The sequence below is a fragment of the Mycolicibacterium sp. SMGY-1XX genome (assembly GCF_059132455.1).
Genome location: NZ_CP101139.1, coordinates 3132773 through 3154055 on the forward strand (window position 1 = coordinate 3132773; position 21283 = coordinate 3154055).

At 67.4% G+C, this 21283-nt stretch carries 16 protein-coding genes and 1 pseudogene; 13 read left to right on the top strand and 4 right to left on the bottom strand.

The features are described 5' to 3' along the window. Nucleotides 1-1479, bottom strand: coding sequence for an aldehyde dehydrogenase family protein (locus NL241_RS15480; RefSeq protein ID WP_494397999.1), 1479 nt, complete (start codon nucleotides 1477-1479; stop codon nucleotides 1-3). A gap of 129 nt (nucleotides 1480-1608) precedes the next feature. Between NL241_RS15480 and NL241_RS15485 the strand changes: the two genes are divergently transcribed. Further along, nucleotides 1609-1971: a hypothetical protein gene (locus tag NL241_RS15485; RefSeq protein ID WP_487692679.1), complete on the top strand. Its 363-nt coding sequence runs from the start codon at nucleotides 1609-1611 to the stop codon at nucleotides 1969-1971. Between the two features lie 6 nt (nucleotides 1972-1977). On the opposite strand, the gene NL241_RS15490 is transcribed toward NL241_RS15485, so the two are convergent. Then, a complete protein-coding gene (locus tag NL241_RS15490; protein ID WP_494398000.1) occupies nucleotides 1978-3516 on the bottom strand; it encodes an acyl-CoA carboxylase subunit beta in 1539 nt (512 codons plus the stop codon). Nucleotides 3517-3632: 116 nt separating this feature from the next. Here NL241_RS15490 and ruvC point away from each other — a divergent pair, with 116 nt between their 5' ends. The 7 genes and pseudogenes from ruvC to NL241_RS15525 all read left to right on the top strand — a co-directional run bounded on the left by ruvC (nucleotide 3633) and on the right by NL241_RS15525 (nucleotide 9569). Continuing rightward, nucleotides 3633-4187 carry a crossover junction endodeoxyribonuclease RuvC gene (ruvC, locus tag NL241_RS15495; protein WP_494398318.1) on the top strand — a complete coding sequence of 185 codons (555 nt, stop codon included), beginning with the start codon at nucleotides 3633-3635 and terminating at the stop codon, nucleotides 4185-4187. Then, entirely contained in the window at nucleotides 4184-4777 is a 594-nt protein-coding gene (gene ruvA, locus NL241_RS15500) for a Holliday junction branch migration protein RuvA (RefSeq protein WP_494398001.1), read from the top strand. The genes ruvC and ruvA overlap by 4 nt, the downstream gene beginning before the upstream one ends. Further along, entirely contained in the window at nucleotides 4774-5835 is a 1062-nt protein-coding gene (gene ruvB, locus NL241_RS15505; RefSeq protein WP_487692682.1) for a Holliday junction branch migration DNA helicase RuvB, read from the top strand. Before ruvA ends, ruvB begins: the two co-directional genes overlap by 4 nt. Before the next feature lie 266 nt (nucleotides 5836-6101). After that, on the top strand, nucleotides 6102-7283 hold the full coding sequence (locus NL241_RS15510; RefSeq protein ID WP_494398002.1) for a Cmx/CmrA family chloramphenicol efflux MFS transporter: 1182 nt from the start codon (nucleotides 6102-6104) through the stop codon (nucleotides 7281-7283). Beyond that, a pseudogene (locus NL241_RS15515) lies at nucleotides 7280-7483 on the top strand (helix-turn-helix domain-containing protein); the annotation flags it as partial. The gene NL241_RS15510 and the pseudogene NL241_RS15515, both read left to right, overlap by 4 nt. Nucleotides 7484-7685: 202 nt before the next feature. Beyond that, nucleotides 7686-8966 carry an HNH endonuclease signature motif containing protein gene (locus tag NL241_RS15520; RefSeq protein WP_494398003.1) on the top strand — a complete coding sequence of 427 codons (1281 nt, stop codon included), beginning with the start codon at nucleotides 7686-7688 and terminating at the stop codon, nucleotides 8964-8966. Nucleotides 8967-9185: 219 nt separating this feature from the next. Beyond that, complete coding sequence (locus NL241_RS15525) at nucleotides 9186-9569, top strand: DUF1304 domain-containing protein (RefSeq protein ID WP_487692685.1); 384 nt, start codon at nucleotides 9186-9188, stop codon at nucleotides 9567-9569. Nucleotides 9570-9632: 63 nt separating this feature from the next. Here the strand turns inward: NL241_RS15525 and car are convergent, their stop codons facing one another. Further along, nucleotides 9633-13148 (bottom strand): carboxylic acid reductase, encoded by a 3516-nt coding sequence (gene car, locus NL241_RS15530; RefSeq protein WP_494398004.1) that lies wholly within the window; start codon nucleotides 13146-13148, stop codon nucleotides 9633-9635. Nucleotides 13149-13497: 349 nt separating this feature from the next. Here car and NL241_RS15535 point away from each other — a divergent pair, with 349 nt between their 5' ends. Continuing rightward, complete coding sequence (locus NL241_RS15535) at nucleotides 13498-14133, top strand: hypothetical protein (RefSeq protein WP_487692742.1); 636 nt, start codon at nucleotides 13498-13500, stop codon at nucleotides 14131-14133. Nucleotides 14134-14198: 65 nt separating this feature from the next. On the opposite strand, the gene gabT is transcribed toward NL241_RS15535, so the two are convergent. After that, a complete protein-coding gene (gene gabT, locus NL241_RS15540; protein ID WP_494398005.1) occupies nucleotides 14199-15539 on the bottom strand; it encodes a 4-aminobutyrate--2-oxoglutarate transaminase in 1341 nt (446 codons plus the stop codon). Nucleotides 15540-16066: 527 nt separating this feature from the next. On the opposite strand from gabT, the gene yajC reads away from it, so the two are divergent. The 4 genes from yajC to NL241_RS15560 all read left to right on the top strand — a co-directional run bounded on the left by yajC (nucleotide 16067) and on the right by NL241_RS15560 (nucleotide 21269). Further along, on the top strand, nucleotides 16067-16405 hold the full coding sequence (gene yajC / locus NL241_RS15545; protein ID WP_494398006.1) for a preprotein translocase subunit YajC: 339 nt from the start codon (nucleotides 16067-16069) through the stop codon (nucleotides 16403-16405). 121 nt (nucleotides 16406-16526) lie between these two features. After that, complete coding sequence (gene secD, locus NL241_RS15550) at nucleotides 16527-18338, top strand: protein translocase subunit SecD (RefSeq protein ID WP_494398007.1); 1812 nt, start codon at nucleotides 16527-16529, stop codon at nucleotides 18336-18338. 4 nt (nucleotides 18339-18342) lie between these two features. Then, nucleotides 18343-19602: a protein translocase subunit SecF gene (gene secF / locus NL241_RS15555; protein ID WP_487692690.1), complete on the top strand. Its 1260-nt coding sequence runs from the start codon at nucleotides 18343-18345 to the stop codon at nucleotides 19600-19602. Between the two features lie 5 nt (nucleotides 19603-19607). Further along, entirely contained in the window at nucleotides 19608-21269 is a 1662-nt protein-coding gene (locus NL241_RS15560; protein ID WP_487692691.1) for an ABC transporter substrate-binding protein, read from the top strand. Nucleotides 21270-21283 lie beyond the last annotated feature (14 nt).

The window sequence follows — 21283 nt, forward strand, 5'->3', positions numbered from 1 at the left end:
TCAGCCCTTGAACCACCCTGCGGCCTGCGGCGCCGTGTTGTGCCAGATATGTTTGATCTCTTGGTATTCGGCGAGGCCGGTCGGTCCGAGCTCGCGTCCGTTACCGGACTTCCCGTAGCCGCCCCACTCCGCTGCCGCGGTGTAGTAGCCGAAGTCGTTGAGCCACACGGTGCCGTGCCGCAGTGCCCGCACCACCCGCTCGCCCCGGGCGCTGTCCGATGTCCGGACACCCGCCGCGAGACCGTATTGCGTGTCGTTGCCGAGTGCGATCGCCTCGGCTTCGTCGGTGAATCGTTCGACGGTCAGGATCGGACCGAAGGTCTCCTCGGTGACGATCCGCATCGACCGGTCGCACCGGTCGAAAATCGTGGGAAGGTAGAAATAGCCCTTGGCCAGCGCCGGGGCCTCGGGCCGGCGGCCCCCGCAGACCAGCGCGGCACCTTCGGAGATCCCCAGCGCCACATACGCTTCCACCTTGTCGCGGTGCGTCTCGGAAACCAGAGGACCGGTTTCGCTGGCCGGGTCCAGCCCGTCGCCCACCCGGATCTTCTCGGCGCGGACGGCGAGTTCGGCAACAAACCGCTCGGCGATCGACTCCTCGATGATCAGCCGGGTGCCCGCCGAGCACACCTGACCGGAATGAAGGAACACCCCGGTCAACACGTGATCCACCGCGGTGTCGAAATCGGCGTCGGCGAACACGATGTGGGGGTTCTTGCCGCCGAGTTCGAGCGCGACCTTCGTGACGTGTTTGGCGGCGACTTCGGCGATGGTGCGCCCGGTGGCCAGTCCGCCGGTGAACGAGATGAAGTCCACCTCGGCGGTGTCGGTCAGTGCCGCCCCGAGCCTGGCGCCGCTGCCCTGCACCAGGTTGACCACTCCCGGCGGCACACCCGCTTCTTCCACCAGCGAGGTGAACGCGATGGTGCTCAGCGGCGTGACTTCGCTGGGTTTCATCACCATGGTGCAGCCGGCGGCCAGCGCCGGTGCCACTTTCCAGGACATCTGCAGCAGCGGGTAGTTCCACGGCGCGATGAGCACGCACACCCCGATGGGTTCGTGGACCACTCGGCTGAGCACGGCGGGATCGCCGACATCGACGATCTTGTCGGTCTGCACCGCGACCAGGTGGGCGTAATAGCGGAACACCGAGATCACGTCCTCGATGTCGATCCGGCTCTCTGCCAGCGTCTTCCCGGTGTCACGTGTTTCGAGAAGCGCCACGTGCTCCTTGTCCCGGGACAGGAGGTCGGCGATGCGTTGCAGGATTGCGGCTCGCTCGGCCACCGGCGTGGCGGGCCAGCTGCCCTCGTCGAAGGCGGCGCGTGCCGCGGCGACGGCCTCGCGGGCGTCGTCGGGACCGGCTTCGTCGACGGTGGCGACGACGCTTCCGTCGGCCGGGTTGATGATGTCGCGCGTGCCGCCGCCGGACGCGCGCCGCCAGGAACCTCCGATGTAGAGGTCTGGTTCACCGTTCATGGGTCAGCCCCTTGCGCAGTCCTTCGACGTGCCGGGATGGGACACTACTCACCGAATCGGCATCTCGTGCCCCGTAGTGCACGATCCTCAGGAAACGCCAGGGTTGTGCGGTACATCTAGTGTGAGCACATGCCAGAGTTCCGTGACGCCGACGGCGTGAAGTGGCGGGTGCGCCGTGCTCAGTGGCCGTTGCTGGGGGCAATGGACATGGCGTCGTGGGGCAGTAGCACTTTCGGCATCGTGCTGTTCCTGCTGGCGCTACCGGTGTTGCTGGCCTGGCCGTTCTGGTTGCTGGCCAAGTTCCTCGGAATGCCGTGGAAGGTGATCACCGAACGCGACGGCCAAGAGGTGGGCCGCGAGAAGGTGAAGGGCTGGCGCGCCTCTGGCCGTCGCATCAACGAGATCGTCGCCCAGAAGCGCAGCGCACAGGCGGATGTGACCCACGAGGGCGGTGCCGTCGAGTTGCGCAACAGCACCGGCCTCGAGCGGTGAAAAGCTTCACCAGGTGTCGATGAACCGGCGCCGGCCGGAGCGGTGGTGCCCGTCGGCCGCCGCCAGGGTCGCGATGATCAACGCCCGGGTGTCGGCCGGGTCGATCACATCGTCGATCTCGAACACCGATGCCGCGTTCAGTGCGCCGGCGGTCACCTGTGCCGCGTCGGTGAGCTGACGAACCCGTTCCTCGCGTTCGGCGTCGTCGGCGATGGCGTCCAGTTCCTTACGCATGCCCAGGCGCACCGCGCCCTCCAGACCCATGGGTCCCAGGTGCGCTCCCGGCCATGCCACGGTGAGCAGCGGTTCCTGCAGACTGCCGCCCGTCATCGCCTGCGCGCCAAGACCGTACCCACGGCGCAGCACCACCGCGATCAGCGGCACCTCCAGCGACGCGCCCGCGATCAGCAGTCGCGATCCGCGCCGCACCAGTGCGTCGGCCTCGGCGGCCGGACCGACCATGTAGCCGGGGCAGTCCACCAGCGACAGCACCGGCAGGCCGAAAGCGTCGCAGAGTTGCAGGAATCGTGCCGCTTTCTCGGCGCCTGCCGCGGTGATGGCGCCGGCCATGTAGCGGGTGTCGTTGGCGATCACCCCGATCGGGCGACCGTCGATGCGGATCAGCGCGGTCACCATCTCACGGGCAAAACGCTTGCGCAGCAATGTCACCGAGCCTTCGTCGGCCAGCGTCTCGATGACGGGTGCAACGTCATAGGCGCGACGTGCCCGCTCGGGGACGACGGTGCGCAGCGTCCGCTGATCGGCCGCCGGGCCGGGCGTGGTGCGGCCCTGGAAATAGCCCACCAGCTTCTTGGTCACCGCCACGGCCTCGCGTTCATCGGCCACCACGACGTCGATGACGCCGTTGGGTTCCTGCACCGACACCGGGCCCACGTCATCCGGGGCGACGTCGCCGAGGCCGCCGCCGGCGATCATCGCCGGGCCGCCCATCCCGATCGAGGTGTCGGCGGTGGCGACGATCAGGTCAGCGCATCCGGCGATCACGGCATTGCCCGCGAAACAGCGACCCTTGACCACCGCGATCCGGGGCACCAGCCCGGACAGCCCCGCCCACAGCGCGAAGGCGCGGACATCGAGGGACGAGACCACCGGGTAGTCGGTGTCACCGGGTCGGCCCCCGCCGCCTTCGGCGAAGAACACCGTGGGCAGCTGCAATCGCTCGATGAGCTCGAAGAGGCGATCCTTCTTGCGGTGCCCGAGCGCACCCTGGGTGCCGGCCAGCACGGTGTAGTCGTAGGACAGCACCGCGCAGGCCGCCCCGTTGATGCGGGCGGTGCCCGCCACCAGTCCGTCGGCCGGGGTCCGGGCCATCAGGTCGGTGACCTCGCGGCGCTGCCGCTGGGCCGCGATGGCGAACCGCCCGTACTCGACGAACGACTCCGGGTCCACCAAGTCCGCGATGTTCTCGCGCGCGGTCCGCCCGCCTGCGGCGTGGCGGCGGTCCACGGCGTCGGGCCGAGCGGAATCTTCGGTGAGCGCGCGGCGCCGTAGCAGTTCGGTGAGATCACTGCGCGGTTCTGGCATCGGTTCCTCCGGTCGGCGGTGCCCAGCTGGCGTGTCCCTACCGTAGGGTGTCCCCGACACCGGCTACGCTCTCGAACAGCTGTTCGGTGTTTTCTGGTGGGAAGGGGTCCCAGTTGTTGCGCGTCATGGGCGTCGACCCGGGACTGACCAGGTGTGGTCTCTCGGTGATCGAAGGCGGAACCGGACGGCAGGTGATCGCCCTGGATGTCGATGTGGTGCGCACCCCGTCCAGCGACCCGCTGCACCGCCGGTTGCTCACCATCAGCAACACCGTCGAATACTGGATGGACACCCACAAACCGGATGTGGTGGCCGTCGAGCGGGTGTTCGCCCAGCAGAACGTCTCCACGGTGATGGGCACGGCGCAGGCCGGCGGCGTCGTCGCGCTCGCGGCCGCAAAGCGGGAGATCGAAGTGCACTTCCACACCCCCAGCGAGGTCAAGGCCGCCGTCACCGGCAACGGCCGGGCCGACAAGGCCCAAGTCACCGAGATGGTCACCCGGATCCTGGCGCTGCAGCAGAAACCCACCCCCGCGGACGCCGCGGATGCCTTGGCGTTGGCCATCTGTCACTGCTGGCGGGCCCCGATGATCGCGCGGATGGCCAAGGCCGAGGCCATGGCCGCCGAACAGAAGAAGCGTTACCAAGCCAAGCTCAAGGCCGCCCGGTGATCGCCTCGGTACGCGGCGAGGTCGTCGACATCGCCCTCGATCACGCTGTCATCGAATGCGCCGGGGTGGGCTACAAGGTGATGTGCACACCGTCGACGCTGGCGGGCCTGCGACGCGGTACGGAGGCCCGGCTCATCGTCGCGATGATCGTGCGCGAGGATTCGATGACCCTCTACGGCTTCGCCGACGCCGACGCGCGCGACCTGTTCAGCACGTTGCTGGGTGTGTCCGGCGTCGGGCCCAAGATCGCGCTGGCCACCTTGGCGGTGTACGACGCCACCGCGTTGCGGCAGGCGCTGGCCGACGGTGACGTCACCGCGCTGACCCGGGTGCCCGGTATCGGCAAGCGCAGCGCCGAGCGGTTGGTGCTGGAGCTGCGTGACAAGATCGGCCCGGTGACCGGTACGGCGGGCTCCAGTGCCGCCAGTGGCCACGCGGTGCGAGGCCCGGTGGTCGAAGCCCTTGTCGGACTTGGCTTTGCGGTCAAGCAGGCTGAGGAAGCCACCGACAAGGTGCTGGCCTCTGAACCCGATGCCTCCACCTCGACGGTGCTGCGGTCGGCGCTGAATCTGTTGGGCAAGAACAAATGAGCCGATTCGACGACGACGATGCCCCGGAGGAGCGGGAGGTCTCCGGCGCGCTGACGGTCGGTGAAGGGGATATCGACGCCAGCCTGCGGCCGAAGTCGCTCGACGAGTTCATCGGTCAGCCCAGGGTGCGCGAGCAGCTGCAACTGGTCATCGAAGGCGCCAAGAACCGCGGCGGCACGCCGGATCACATCCTGCTGTCGGGGCCGCCCGGGCTGGGCAAGACATCGCTGGCGATGATCATCGCCGCCGAACTCGGCTCGTCGCTGCGGGTCACATCGGGCCCGGCGCTGGAACGGGCCGGCGATCTGGCGGCCATGCTGAGCAACCTCGTCGAAGGTGACGTGCTGTTCATCGACGAGATCCACCGGATTGCCCGGCCCGCCGAAGAGATGCTCTACCTCGCGATGGAGGATTTCCGCGTCGACGTCGTGGTGGGCAAAGGTCCTGGGGCGACGTCGATTCCGCTGGAAGTCGCACCGTTCACCCTGGTCGGTGCCACCACCCGCTCGGGCGCGCTGACGGGGCCGCTGCGCGACCGCTTCGGGTTCACTGCGCACATGGATTTCTACGAGCCGGTCGAACTGGAACGGGTGCTCGCCCGCTCGGCGCGAATCCTGGGCATCGAGCTCGGCGACGACGCCAGCACCGAGATCGCGCGGCGCTCCCGCGGCACGCCACGGATCGCCAATCGTCTGTTGCGCCGGGTCCGCGACTTCGCCGAGGTGCGCGCCGACGGCGTCCTCACCAAGGATGTCGCCAAGGCCGCGCTGGAGGTCTACGACGTCGACGAACTCGGCCTCGACCGGCTTGACCGCGCCGTGCTCTCGGCGCTGACCCGCAGTTTCGGGGGTGGCCCCGTCGGGGTGTCGACGCTGGCCGTTGCGGTGGGGGAGGAAGCCACCACCGTCGAAGAGGTCTGTGAACCGTTCCTGGTGCGCGCCGGGATGCTGGCGCGTACGCCGCGCGGGCGGGTGGCAACGGCACTGGCATGGACCCACCTGGGGATGAAACCGCCCGCCGGGGCGGCCGGGCTGGGGCAGAGCGCGCTGTTCGATTAGATGTTGCGAGGCAGGACGTTGATGTCGATGGCGTGGCCATCCAATCAGATGTGCAGTGCTCGATCGGCTGTGTTTAAACTTTGCTCTATGTCGAGCCCTGAATCGGACACTGTGGGGGCTTTCGGTCGCGCCGTCAGCCCCCTGAACCACTGAGGATCTAGCCTTCCCGCCCCGCTTGCATGCGTGGGTGGCCGTTCGGGCAATTCCATCAGGCTGGCCGTGGTGACGAGACGCCTTCTGTTCGTTTCTTCCCTCGGAGTAACTCGATGCCTCTCGCTCTGTACCTGCTTGCCCTCGCGGTCTTCGCCATGGGCACCTCAGAATTCATGCTCGCCGGCCTGGTACCGGACATCGCCACCAGTTTCGACGTCTCGGTCGGGACTGCTGGACTGCTTACATCGGCGTTCGCGGTCGGGATGATCGGGGGCGCCCCCACGATGGCCGCCTTCGCTCGCCGATGGCCTGCGCGGGCCACACTGCTCGGTTGCGTGGTGGTCTTCGCACTTTGTCACGTCGTCGCCGCGATCACCCCGTCCTTCTCCGTGCTGTTCGCCACCCGTGTCCTGGCCGCGGTCGCCAACGCCGGTTTCCTGGCGGTCGCCCTGAGCACTGCGACCCGTCTTGTTGCCCCTGACCAGAAGGGACGTTCCCTGGCAATCCTTCTGTCCGGCACCACGATCGCGACCGTCGCCGGCGTCCCCACCGGCGCTCTGCTCGGTAGCGCGATGGGGTGGCGGGCCACGTTCTGGGCCGTCGCGTTGCTATGCGTTCCCGCCGCAGCCGGCATCCTCGTCGGGATTCGGCCCCACACAGACTCAGCATCGGAACGGTCCAACGGTGCGAAGTCTCTGGTTTTCGAACTCGCTCAACTCTGTTCGCCCCGTTTATTCATGGCGATGCTGCTCGGAGCCTTGGTCAACGGTGGCACGTTCGCCGCGTTCACGTTCCTCGCCCCCGTCGTGACCGGGACCGCTGCCTTGGATGAGGTGTGGGTACCGCTGGCCCTGGTGCTGTTCGGCCTTGGATCTTTTCTCGGAGTGGCTGCGGCTGGACGCCTTTCCGACCGATACCCGCGTCGGACTCTCGGCGTGGGCGCACCCATCCTGCTTTCGGGATGGGTGGCTTTCGCGCTGCTTGCCGCACACCCGGTGCTTCTCTTGATCCTGATCTTCGTCCAAGGAATGCTGGCGTTCGCCGTGGGGAGCACCCTGATCGCACGGGTACTCTACGCGGCGTCCGGAGCGCCCACCATGGGCGGTTCCTATGCGACCGCCGCGCTCAACATCGGGGCGGCGGTAGGTCCGGCAGCTGGGGCGGTGGCGCTCCCGTGTTCCGGTGATCTCGGGCCAGTGTGGGTAGCCATCGCCCTAACCGGCGTCGCCTTGATCATGCTGCTGCCCTCGCAACGCCTGATCGCACCTCGATACCGAAGCGACGTTGTCGGGTGAGTCACGCAGATGCTCCGCTGAGCGTCGAAGGCCGTCGACGGCTTGTCCATCGATGCCGAACTCGGCCCCTCGCTCACATCGCCGCAGAGATGGGCATCTCACACGCCTGCGCCTCGAAGTGGGTCAACCGGTGGCGTCCGCACGGTGACGCCGGCCTCCTCGACAAGCCCTCTACGCCCCGCACCGAACCCCCCTCGTCATGGTCCTTTCTGCGATGGCTCCACAGCCACGACAGTCTCGGTCACCAGGTGGCCCTTCCGCCCCCGGTACACCGGGGGCCGTATGGCCACTTACACCGTTACTGCGACACTCCCCAGCCCCAGGGACGAGGGGGAGAACGGGCCGGCCTTGTTCGGCCCAGAGCTCAGCTTTCTTGTCGGACGTGTCTGCTTTGATGGTGTCATGCCTTCCACTGCAACGCCTTTGGCCGCTGCTGGGGTTTCTCCCAAGCAGCGGCTGGAGGTGTTGCTGGACAGGCTCGGGGAGCTGACCGGCCAGCGCAATGCGATCGACGGGGAGATCGTGGAGATCGTCGCCGAGATCGACGGTGACGGGTTGGCGGGCGCCACGGGGTATCGGTCGATGGCGTCCTTGGTGGCTGCCAAGACCGGGGTCTCGCCGCACACCGCCACGGTCATCACCACGGTGGCGCAGCGGTCCGCTGAATTCCCACAGTGCGCTGCAGGTATGCGCGAAGGTTGGTTGTCGCTGGACCAGGTGGGAGCCGTCGCTGAGAAAGCCGGCGCGGGTTCCGATGCGCATTACGCGCAGTTCGCCCGGTTTGCCACCGTCAAGCAGATCCGTCAGGCGGTTGCATTGGAACCGCGTCCCACACCTGAACCAGAGCCCGACGTCGAGCCCGAGCCGATACCGGAACCGGAGGCGCCGCGGTCGATCACCAAGACCTGCGGTGAGCAGTCCACCACCTGGCATGTCACCTTGCCTGCCGAGGAGGCTGCGGAGTTCGACGCCGCGCTGCAGTCGCATCAGGACAAGGTTGTCGCCGACTGGAAAAGAGACCACGGTGATGAAAAATCCGATCAGACACCGCCGTTCCCGGTCCCGGTCGACGGATTCATGAGCTTGGTGCGAGCCGGCTGGGACGCTGATGTCACTGCCCGCCCGCACGGACAGCGGACCACCGTCGTCGTGCATCTCGATCTCGAGTCCCGCGTTGCCGCATTGCATCTGGGGCCGCTGCTCTCCGATGCCGACCGCCGGTACCTGCTGTGCGATTCCACCTGTGAGGTGTGGTTCGAACGCGACGGCCGCCCCATCGGCGCCGGCCGCGAAACCCGCACCATCAGCCGCCGGCTGCGCCGCGCCCTCGAGCACCGCGACCACGGCACCTGCGTTGTGCCGGGGTGCGGGGCCACCCGCGGACTCCATGCTCATCACGTCGTCCATTGGGAGGACGGTGGCCCCACCGAGCTCTGGAACCTGGTGCTGGTATGCCCATTTCACCATCGGATGCACCACAAGCATGTCATCACGATTACCGGTCCGGTGGATCGCCTCGTGGTCACCGATGCAGCCGGGCATCCGCTACGCGCCGGATCACTGGCGCGTCCGCCGACCACACCACCACCTGATGTTCAGGCGCACCCCGGGCCCGGCGGGCAACGCTGCGACTGGTGGTGGTACACGCCATACCAGCCGAAACCACCATTTACCGCCGCCTAGTCTGGCGGGAATCGACGCCGGTCTGCGCGTTCTCGCCGAGCTGCTCCCGGCGGTCGACGTCGCGCGGGTGGCCATCGCGGCACGGGCCCGCGGCGTCGAGTTGCTGGATCACGATGGGTTCCTGACAAGGCGTGGTGTTCGATTACAGTGCACATCCACCGACAGCACATCCACCGACAGCGCTGAGCGTGGCGCTCTTCGCGAGATACCGGAGCTTTCATGATCACTGCGGCATCGATCTTCGCCGGGCTCGCGGCGCTGCTGCACGTCTACATCTTCGTGATGGAGTCGCTGACATGGACCAGCCCGCGCACCCGGGCGGCTTTCGGCACCACCAGGGAAGAAGCCGAGGCCACCAAACTGCTGGCCTTCAATCAGGGTTTCTACAACCTGTTCCTGGCGGTGATCACCGCACTGGGTATCACCGCGGTCGCCCTGGGCCACAAAGGTATCGGTGCGGCGCTGGTGTTCGCCGGCGCCGGGTCCATGGCGGCTGCGGCGCTGGTGCTGGTGGCGTCGTCGCCGGACAAAGCCCGTGCGGCGCTGACCCAAGGCACCTTCCCGGCCATCGCCGTGGTGCTGCTGGCCCTCGCCCTGGTGTGAAGGGCACTACGCCAGGACCGGTGAGCGGGGAGGGCACCGGCCCTGGCGTAGTCGAGGCTGGGTCTAGAGCAGACCCAGCAGCTTCAGATCCGTCACGTACTTGACGACGACGGGGGCGGTGATGTGCGGGATGTCCTTGTCGTGGCCGATCTTGGCCTCCTGCACGGCGGTCCGGAACCGGTCGACCGGTGCCATGGACCCCCGCATCGGATGTTCCGGGCGGGCGTAGTTGTGCAGCAGCGGCAACAGCGAGGCCTGCCGCTGCTTGTCGGGCAGCCCCCGCAGGGCCGTCTCGAACCGGGCCAGCCAGGTGGCGTAGTCACCGACGCGGTGCACCGGATACCCGGCTTCGATCAGCCAGTCGACGAAGGTGTCCATTCCGATACCGTCGTCGTAGGGGTTCATCACGTGATAGGTCTCGAATCCCTCGACCACATTGGCGCCCAGGGTGGAGATCGCGTCGGCGATGAACTCGACCGGCAGTCCGTCGTAGTGGGCGCGCTGGCGCTGCCCGTCGGCACCGAGCTCGTAGAACGACTCCGGGGCGATCCCGGTTGCCCCCAGGCTCAACATCATCCGGGTGAACATGTCCGGCAGGTTGAGCTGGCCGGCATAGGTCACATCGGCCAGGATCATGTCGCAGCGGAACACCGATACCGGCAGCCCACACAGGTCGTGCGCCTCGCGCAGCAGCACCTCGCCGGCCCACTTGCTGTTGCCGTACCCGTTGGCGTAGCTCTCGTCGACGGTGCGGGTGGCGCTGATCTCGCGGATGTCGGCGTCCTCGACGAACGTGCCGGGCTCGATGCCGGCGCCGACGCCGATTGTCGAAACGTACACGAACGGCTTGATCTTCGTCGTCAGCGCGATGCGGATCAGCTCCGCGGTGCCCAGCGCGTTCGGCGCGAACAGCTGGCTGTACGGCAGCACGTGGTTGACCAGCGCGGCCGGGTCGACGATCAGGTCCACGGTATCGGCCAGGCGCTGCCAGGTGGCTTGATCGAGCCCGAGGTCGGCCTCGCCCTTGTCGCCGGCGATCACCTCGAGATGCGCCGCGGCCAATTCCTGGTAGTGGCGCAACAATTCGGGGTCACCGGAGTCGAATGTCGCATCCAGCCGGCGGCGGGCGTCTTCATCGGACTTGGCCCGCACCAGACAGATCAGTTTGCCGTCGACCAGGCTCAGGCGTTCGAGCCACTCCAGGGCCAGGTAGCGGCCGAGGAATCCGGTGGCGCCGGTCAGCAGCACGGTACGGACCTGTTCGGCGGGGCCCGGCAGGGTCGGTGCGGCGGCCAGCGTATGGGCGTCGAGGAACTTGTCCAGCGTCAGATCGCGGGCGTGGACCTCGGTGGCCTCCCTGCCGTGCACCGAAGCGTACGTCGGACGCTTGGTTCCCCCGCTGCGTTCGGTGTCGATGAACGCCGCGATGGCAGCCAGATCCGTGGCCGGGCTGACGATCACGCCCACCGGCACGTCGACCCCGAAGATCTCGTGCAGCAGGTTGGCAAAGGTCAACGCCGACAGCGAGTCTCCGCCCAGATCGGTGAAGTGGGCGCCCGCCTGCAGGTCGGCGGCCGCCGCGCCGAGCAGTGCACCGGCGGCCCGGCTCACGGTCTCCAGCACGGGCTGCTCGGCACCGCTGTGGCGCAGCGCGCGCAGCTCGGCGGCCTGGCCGTCGGCGAGCTCACTGTAGAGCTCCTCCAGCCGGGGTCCGTAGTGTGCCTTCAGGTTCGGCCGGGCCAGTTTGCGGATACCGGTCAGGAACCCGTTCTCCAGCGTGAAAGGCGTTGTCTCGATCAGGAAGTCGCGGGGGACCTCATAGGACTGCAGATCCGCCGACCGCGCCGCCCGCTGCAGCGACTCGCTGATACGCGCCTTGAGCGTCTCGGGGTCCGACTGCGCCAGCGCGTCCTCGGTCGGCACCACCACCGCCAGCAGATAGGAGCGCGCGCTGTTGCCATAGAGATAGATCTGCCGCACCAGCGAGGCGCTGTCGAAGACCGCTTCCAATTTGGAGACGGTGACGAATTCACCTTGCGCCAGCTTGAGCACGTTGTTGCGGCGATCGACGTATTCCAGCTGATCCGGTCCCAGCTCGGCGACGATATCGCCGGTCCGGTAGAAGCCGTCGGCGTCGAACATCTCGGCGGTCACATCGGGCCGCTTGTAGTACCCGGGGAACAGCTGCTCGCTCTTGACCAGCAGTTCACCGCGGGGGTGGGGCCGGTCGGTGTGGAAGTACCCGAGTTCGGGGACGTCGACCAGCTTGTAGTCGATCACCGGAGGACGTCGCACGACACCGTCGACGAACACCGCGCCGGCTTCGGTGGAGCCATAACCCTCCACCAGATGCATGTCCAGGAAACGCTCCACCCACGCCTTCATCTCCGCCGAGATGGGCGCCGATCCGCTCATCGCCGAGACGAACCGATTGCCGAGCAGCTTCTGCCGCAATGCGGTCAGCACCTGATCGTCATCGTCTGCCGCCGAGCGATCCAGTTCGCTCTGATACTCGTTGAACAGCATCTCCCAGATCCGTGGCACGAAGCTGAGCTGGGTGGGGCGGCTGAGCGCGAGGTCTTCGAGGAAGGTGGACAGGTCACTGCGGGCGGCGAAATAGACTGTGCCGCCGCATGACAACGCACCGAAGAGAACACTGCGTCCCATCATGTGGCTCATCGGCATGAAGCTCAGCACGATGGCCGGCAGTGGGGACTGCTCCGGGAGCCACGCGGCGCGGGCCGATGCCTGCCACATGTTGGCGACCTTGTTCTCCGGATACATCGCCCCTTTGGGTGCGCCGGTGCTGCCGGAGGTGTAGATCAGCAGGCTCAACGGATTGTCCTCGGTGGGGTCCGGCTTCGGTGCGGCCGGCAGGTCTTGACCGCGGGTCAGCACTTCGGACAGGGGCTCCACCGGCAGGGGGTGACCGGCTTCGGCGAGGCGGCGACGGGCATCGGCGAGCGCGTCGCGATGGTCGTCCACCTGGGGCAGGTAGTCGAACACCACCACGCGTTGCGGCTGGTGGCCCCTCAGGATGAGCTCTACGGCGTCGTCGAGGAAGTCGATGCTGGAGGCGATCAGCGCCGGTTCGGTTTCGGCGACGATCGGGCGGAGCTGGGCTACCGGCGCGCTGGTCTGCAGTGGCACCGACACCGCACCCAGTCCGACGAGCGCCATGTCGACGGTGGTGTAGTCGACGCTGGTGAAGCCGAGGATGGCCACGCGGTCACCGGCGTGCAGACCTTCGTGGTGCCAGGTGTTGCGCACCGCGCCGATGCGTTCCCAGAGCTCACCGTAGGTCAAGGTGTCGAACCGGGGGAGCAGCGTCGCGGTGGTGCGGCCGGTGGCCGAGTCGACGACGAGATCGACGGCGCGCTGGGCCAGGGCGGGGCGGTCGGAGTAGCCGACCATCACGGTTTCGACGATCGACGGCAGGCTCAGGCCGGGTTGGTCGATCGCCGCGCTGATGGCGTCACTGGGGCGAGCGCCTGCGAACTGCGCGTCGTGGGCGTAGAGATCGGCGATCCGGTGAGCGAGGCGGGTCTCGCGGTCCTGGGCTGACTGTGCAGCGTTCATAGAGGTCCCCTTGGAACTAGCAGGAATGAGGAAGAAAGGCGGCGTGGTGACCGCGCCATCTAAAACTACGTTAGTAAAACTAAGTTTAATCCCGTGGGGGCTGTCAGTTGACTGTGAACTTTGCTTCGTGTGTCTGCCGTCACAGTCGAAATCTTCTGCGCGCCAGAGTGATTGGAGTCACACCGGCGGAGCCGGCCGACGGGATCTGGGCCGGGCGCCGCGCGCGAGTTAGTCCCCGCGGTCCGGTGGGTATCCAGTGCCCCAACAAGAGGAGGCAACAATGAAGAGGACTCGCACGGTCGATGCCTCGACGGGCACCGTGGATGTGCACCAGCTCAAGGGTGGCCGCATGAAGATCGCCCGTAGCCGCGGTGCGGCCAGCGGCTTCCTGTTGCTGTTGCTGGGTGTGTGGGGAGCGTTGATCCCCTTCGTCGGGCCGTATTTCGACTTCGCATACTCACCCGACCAGCCGTGGGTGTGGACGGACGCGCGCGGCTGGCTCGAGGTGCTGCCCGGAGCTGTGACGGTGCTCGGCGGTCTGCTCCTGTTGACCTCCCGGAACCGCGCCAGCGCCACCCTCGGCGGCTGGCTCGCCGTGATCGCCGGTGCCTGGTTCGTCGCCGGGCGCGCCTTCGCGTCGATGCTGTCCATGGGCGAGCTGGGTGTTCCCGTCGCCGCGACGCCGGCCAAGACGGTGGCCCTGGAACTGGCCTTCTTCTCCGGCCTGGGGGCGCTGATCGTGTTCCTCGGCGCTTTGGCTGTGGGCCGGCTCTCCATCCGGAGCGTGCGGGACGTCGCCTACGCCCAGCGCACCGAGCCTGTTGTGGCGGAGACCGATACCGCGGCACCCGTGTCGACGCCGCTGCCGATGGCCGACCAGCGCACCGAGGTGATCGGCCCCACCGCTGAGAGCCGTCCGCGGCGCAGCTGGCGGAACCTGTTCCGCGGCAACGGAACCGGCCACCGCCCTCTGGTCCACCACTGATCCCGCGAGAGAAATCCGGCCGTGGAGCGACTTGCTCCACGGCCGGAATTGTTTTTCGAGGTTGCCTACAGGTCGGCGAGCAGCAATGCCAGCACGTCGAGGCCCTCGATCAGCAGCTCGTCACTGATACTCAGCGGCGGCAGGAACCGCAGGATGTTACCGAACGTGCCGCAGGTCAACACGATCACACCCGCGGCATGGGCGGCCGAGCTGAGAGCCTTGGTGAGCTCCGGATCCGGTTCAGAGCTACCGGATTTCACCAGTTCGACAGCGATCATGGCGCCGCGGCCGCGGACATCGCCGATCCGGTCGTCCTCGGCCTGCAGCCGATGCAGGCGGTCCTTCATCAACGACTCGATCTCAGCCGCCCGCGCGACCATGCCGTCGAGCTCGATGGTCTCGATGGTGGCCAGCGCGGCCGCACAGGAGATCGGGTTGCCGCCGTAGGTACCGCCGAGGCCGGACACGTGGGGGGCGTCCATGATCTCGGCGCGCCCGGTCACCGCCGACAGCGGCAGTCCGTCGGCGATGCCCTTGGCGGTGACGATCAGGTCGGGCTCGATGCCCTCGTGCTCGCAGGCGAACATCGCACCCGTGCGGGCGAACCCGGTCTGCACCTCGTCGGCGATGAAGACCACGCCGTTGTCGGAGCACCACTGGCGCAGCGCGGGGAGGAAACCCGGCGCGGGGACGATGAATCCGCCCTCGCCCTGGATGGGCTCGATGATCACCGCGGCCAGGTTGCCGGCGCCGATCTGCTTGTCGATGACCGAGATCGCGCGTTCGGCGGCCAGTTCACCGTCGGTGCCCAGGTCCTTGTTGATCAGGCCGTCACGGTAGGGGTAGGACAGCGGTGCGCGGTAGATCTCGGGAGCGAACGGGCCGAAGCCGCTCTTGTAGGGCATCGACTTGGCGGTCAGTGCCATGGTCAGGTTGGTGCGGCCGTGATAAGCGTGATCGAAAGCGACGACCGCCTGCTTCTTGGTGTAGGACCGGGCGATCTTGATGGCGTTCTCCACCGCCTCGGACCCGGAGTTGAACAGCGCCGACCGCTTCTCGTACGAGCCGGGGGTCAGCCGGTTGAGGTGCTCACACACCGACACATAGCCGTCGTACGGGGTGATCATGAAGCAGGTGTGGGTGAAGTCGGCGACCTGCGCGGCCACCGCGTCGACCACCCGCGGTGAGGCGTTACCCACCGTGGTGACGGCGATACCCGACCCCAGATCGATCAGGCGGTTACCGTCGACGTCCTCGACGATGCCGCCGCCGGCGCGCTGGGCGTAGACCGGCATGGTGGTTCCGACGGCGCGTGATACCGCTGCGGTCTTGCGACCGGCCAACTCCACCGACCGGGGACCCGGGATCTCGGTGGCCAGCAGACGGCTCTGTTCGAGGGTGGACACGTAAGGACTCCTGTCAACGGCTGGACTCACGGGGACCGATTTCGCTGGTGTTCCCCGCACGACGAGCCTAGTCGTCGGGGTGCGCCCGGCCTACTGGAATCCCCAGCTACTTCTCCGATCGGCGATGGAATACGTATCAGTTCGTCGAATTGCGTACGTAATCGGTGGCAGTTACTTTCTAAAAGTCCCCCGGTGGCGGTCCCACCGGGGGACAGTCCATTTCCAGGCCAGTCTCGCCCGCCTCGAGGCGTGAGCTCTCCGGCCGGTGCTGGGGAGCGCAAGACCGGGCATGTGACTGGTGGGGCCAATCCGTGCGATCATCGTCGCGACCTCGGCAGCCGGCGACCCTCGGCACGCTGGACGCATCCGGGCGGTGCGGGTCGGTGCGATCAGCACCAATGGCACACTGGACACTTATGAGGTGCCGGTGACCTGCTGGTCCAGCACCGAATGGTCAGGGACGTAGCCGCCCCGGAACGAAATCGAAACTGAAGTAGCCACGAAAGAGTAGAAGGACTCGAGCTGTCATGGATCTGGTCGTATTTTTGCCCCTGCTGATCATCTTGGGCGCGTTCATGTTCTTCGCATCGCGTAAGCAGAAGAAGGCGATGCAGGCGACCATCGACTTGCACGAATCGCTGCAGATCGGGGACCGCATCCACACCACGTCGGGCCTGCAGGGCACCATCACCGGCGTCGGCGACGACTACATCGACCTGGAGGTCGCCCCCGGTGTCGTCACCACCTGGATGAAGCTGGCGGTCCGCGACAAGATCGCCCCCACCACCGAGGTCGACGACGAGCTGGAGTCGGGAACCGAGATCGGTGACACGCCCTCGGACCCCGACCGGCTGCACAGAGACTGATCGCCAGGTACGGCACGTACCCTTTCCGGGTGCGGGCGACCGATCGCCCCTAACGCCACGGCCCGAAACCGGGCCTGAGCATGGATGACTGCATGCACGACCTCGGAGGAGACACAACAACGTGGCATCGTCTACGGCGCCGGTGCACCCGTACCGCTACCTGACGCTGTTCCTGGTTCTGCTGGTAGGTGCCTTCGCGCTGGTGTTCTTCACCGGCAACAAGCAGCCCGACCCCAAGCTGGGCATCGATCTACAGGGTGGTACCCGGGTCACGCTGACCGCACGCACCCCAGATGGAACCGCCCCCACCCGGGAATCGCTGAACCAGGCGCAGCAGATCATCAGCAGCCGCGTCGACGGGCTCGGGGTGTCCGGCTCCGAAGTGGTCATCGACGGCGACAACCTCGTGATCACGGTGCCAGGAAACGACGGCTCCGAGGCGCGCAACCTCGGGCAGACCGCCCGCCTCTACATCCGTCCGGTGAAATATGCCGTGCCGGTCGACCAGCTGGCCGCGGCTACCGGTCAAGGTCAGGGCCAACCCGCCCCCGGCGCCGTCCCGCCCGGAGCGCCAGGCGCACCCGCCCCCGGCGCACCGGCACCCGGTGGACTGATCCCCGGTGCTCCTCCGGGAGCAGGGGCACCTGCTGACGGCCAGCCGGCCGCTCCGAGCGCGCCGCCGGCGCAGCCGCGGCCCTACCCGCTCGAGCCGGCACCGACCCCGACGCCGTCACCCGCACCGGCCCCGGCAGGCGAGACGCCGGCCGCTCCGGCACCCGGGACGCCCGCGGCCCCGGGAGACCAGTCGCCGCCTGACCCCCGCAAGGATCTGGCCGAGCGCATCGCCTTCGAGAAGCAGCTGCGCCAGAGCGACAACGAGAGCGTTCAGGTTCTGGCACTGCAGTACCAGGCCGGCCGCTGTGGTGACGACGACGTCCTCGCCGGTAACGATGACCCCAACCTGCCGCTGGTGACCTGCTCGCAGGACAAGGCCACGGTCTATCTGCTGGATCCGTCGATCATCAGCGGTGAACAGATCGCCAACGCGTCGTCCGGTTTCGATCAGCAGCAGGCGCGCTACATCGTCGACCTGGAATTCAAGAGTGATGCCGCCACGACCTGGGGCGAGTTCACCGCGCAGAACATCGGCACCCAGACGGCGTTCACCCTCGACTCGCAGGTGGTCAGCGCTCCCGAGATCCAGGAAGCCATTCCCGGTGGGCGCACGCAGATCACCGGACAGTTCACTCAGCAGTCGGCCGCTGAACTGGCCAACGTCCTGAAGTACGGCTCGCTTCCGCTGTCGTTCGAGTCCTCTGAGGCCGAGACGGTCTCGGCGACTCTGGGGCTGCAGTCGCTGAAGGCGGGGTTGATCGCCGGTGCGGTGGGCTTGGTGGCGGTGCTGCTGTACTCGCTGCTCTACTACCGCGTGCTCGGCTTGCTGGTGGCGCTGTCGTTGATTGCCTCCGGCGCGATGGTGTACGCGATCCTGATCCTGCTCGGGCGCTACATCGGGTACACCCTCGACCTCGCCGGTATCGCCGGCCTCATCATCGGTATCGGAACGACGGCCGACTCGTTCGTGGTGTTCTTCGAGCGCATCAAGGACGAGATCCGGGAAGGCCGCTCGTTCCGCTCCGCGGTTCCACGAGGTTGGGCACGCGCCCGCAAGACCATCGTGTCGGGTAATGCCGTGACGTTCCTGGCCGCGCTGGTGCTCTATGTCCTGGCCGTCGGGCAGGTGAAGGGCTTCGCGTTCACCCTGGGCCTGACCACGATCCTCGACGTCGTGGTGGTGTTCCTGGTGACGTGGCCGCTGGTGTTCCTGGCATCGAAGTCCGCATTGCTCGCGAAACCGGCCTTCAACGGGTTGGGAGCGGTACAGCAGATCGCCCGGGAACGCCGGGCCGCGGCGTCGGCGGGACGGGGTTAAGGCAATGGCAGACAAAACGGCAGACAAGAACAACGCAGACGCACTCGATGTCGAGCCGGCCGGCGCCGGGCAGGTACCGCAGCACGGCTTCTTCGTTCGCCTCTACACCGGTACCGGTGCCTTCGAGGTCGTCGGGAAGCGCAAGCTCTGGTACACGATCAGCGGTGTGATCATGCTGATCTCGATCGCGGCAATCGTGTTGCGCGGCTTCACCTTCGGTATCGACTTCGAGGGCGGCACCAAGGTGTCCCTCCCGGTCGCGGGTGTCAACGGCTCAGCGGACGCCACGCAGGTCGAGACGGTGTTCAGCGAGACCCTGGGTGAGGCCCCGGAGTCGGTCGTCATCGTCGGCAACGGTCCGTCGGCAACCGTCCAGATCCGGTCGGAGACGCTGGACAACCAGCAGACCGCCGATCTGCGGCAGGCGCTGTTCGACAGGTTCCAGCCGATCGGGTCCGACGGACAGCCCAGCCCGCAGGCGATCTCCGACTCCGCGGTGTCGGAGACCTGGGGCGGGCAGATCACCGAGAAGGCGTTGATCGCGCTGGTGGTGTTCCTGGCCATCGTCGCGGTCTACATCACCGTGCGCTACGAGCGCTACATGGCGATGGCCGCACTGGCCACCCTGGTGTTCGACCTGGTGGTCACGGCCGGCGTCTATGCGCTGGTGGGCTTCGAGGTCACGCCTGCGACGGTCATCGGCTGGCTCACCATCCTCGGCTTCTCGCTGTACGACACGGTGATCGTGTTCGACAAAGTCGAAGAGAACACCCACGGTTTCGAGCACACCACCAGACGGACGTTCGCCGAGCAGGCCAACCTCGCGATCAACCAGACCTTCATGCGCTCGCTGAACACCGCGTTGATCTCGGTGTTGCCGATCGTGGCGTTGATGGTGATCGCGGTGTGGCTGCTGGGCGTGGGCACTCTGCAGGACCTCGCGCTGGTGCAGCTGGTCGGCGTCGTGGTCGGTACGTACTCGTCGATCTACTTCGCCACACCGCTGTTGGTGACGCTGCGGGAGCGCACCGAGAAGGTCCGGGTGCACACCCGCCGGGTGATGAACCGGCGCAATCGCGCCGGGGGCGCCGGCTCCGGTGCGGTCACCGATGCGAAGGTCGGCGACGCCGACACCGATGAGGACGCGGAAGTCAGCGACGCCACTCCGGCTGCGGTGTCCGCGCCTGCCGACGCGGCCCGTCCGTCACGGCCCACCCGTTCGACCGGCCGTCCGACGGGCAAGCGCAGCCCTCGACGGAGCTAGCCGCGATGGGAGTCAGATCGCGGCGCATCGCGGCGATCGCGATGACGGCGGTCGCGGTGTTGGTGGGTTCGGTGGCGCTGGCCGGCTGCGGTGGCGGCGGCGGTGACGAGATCGACTACGCCGTGGACGGCGCGCTGGTCACGTACAACACCAACACCGTGACCGGTGCGGCCTCCGGCGGTGCGCAGGCCTTCGCGCGGGTGCTCACCGGCTTCGGCTACCACGGACCCGACGGCCAGGTGGTGGCCGACCATGACTTCGGGTCGATCGCCGTGGTGGGCCGGGAGCCGCTGATCCTCGACTATCAGATCGCCGACAACGCGGTGTACTCCGACGGGAAACCGATCACCTGCGATGACATGGTGTTGACCTGGCTGGCGCAGTCGGGGCGGTTCCCGCAGTTCGACGCCGCCAGCCGTGCCGGTTACATCGACATCGCCGACATCGACTGCCAGCCCGGGCAGAAGAAGGCCCGGGTGTCGTTCGCCATCGATCGGGGCTTCGCCGAGTACGGCCAGTTGTTCACCGCCACCTCGCTGATGCCCTCGCACGTGATCGCCGACGAACTCGGTCTCGGTGAAGGCGGGGTGACCCGCGCGTTGCAGGCGGCCGATGTGCCCGTCATCGAGCGGATCGCGCAGGTGTGGAACACCGGCTGGGATCTGAAACCCGGCGTCGACGTCAAGAAGTTCCCGTCCTCGGGGCCGTACAAGATCGAGTCGGTACGTGACGACGGCGCCGTTGTGCTGGTCGCCAACGACCGGTGGTGGGGCACCAAACCGGTGACCCCGCGGATCACGGTGTGGCAGCGCGGCCTCTACGTCCAGGATCGTGTCAACGACGGCACGTTCGAGGTCGTCGACGTCGCCACCGGGTCGTCGGGCACCCTCACCACCCCGGACAACTACGACCGCGTGGACTCGCCGTCGACCGGCATCGAACAGATGATCTTCGCCCCGCAGGGCCCGCTGTCGCAGATCCCGGAGCGTCGGGCGCTGGCGCACTGCACCCCGCGCGACGTGATCGCCCGCAACGCCGAGGTGCCGGTCTCCAACGCCAGGCTGAACCCGGCCAACGAGGATGCGCTGGCCATGACCGAGAACGTCCCGGAAGCGGGTCCGTTCATGACGTCGAACCCGGTCGCCGCGCGCGACACGCTGGAGAACCGGCCGCTGACGGTCCGCATCGGCTACCAGACTCCCAACGCCCGGCTGGCGGCCACCGTCGGGGCCATCGCCAAGGCGTGTGAACCGGCGGGCATCACGGTCACCGACGCGTCCTCGGATGTGGCCGGCCCGCAGGCATTACGGGACGGACAGATCGACGTGCTGATCGCCAGCACCGGGGGAGCCACCGGCAGCGGATCCTCCGGTTCGTCGGTGGTGGATGCGTACACCTTGTTCGCCGGCAACGGCGACAACCTGTCGAGATACGCCAACGGCCAGATCGACGGCATCATCAGCGCGCTGGCGGTCACGCTCGACCCGAAGGAGCAGGCCCGTCTGTACGGCGAGGGGGCTCCGATCCTGTGGGCCGACATGCCGACCATGCCGCTGTACCGTCAGCAGCGCACACTGATGACGTCGAAGAACATCGAGGCCGTCAGCAGCAACCCGACCCGGTGGGGTGCGGGGTGGAACATGGACCGCTGGAGTATGAAGTCTTGAGTGAACGGGGCCCC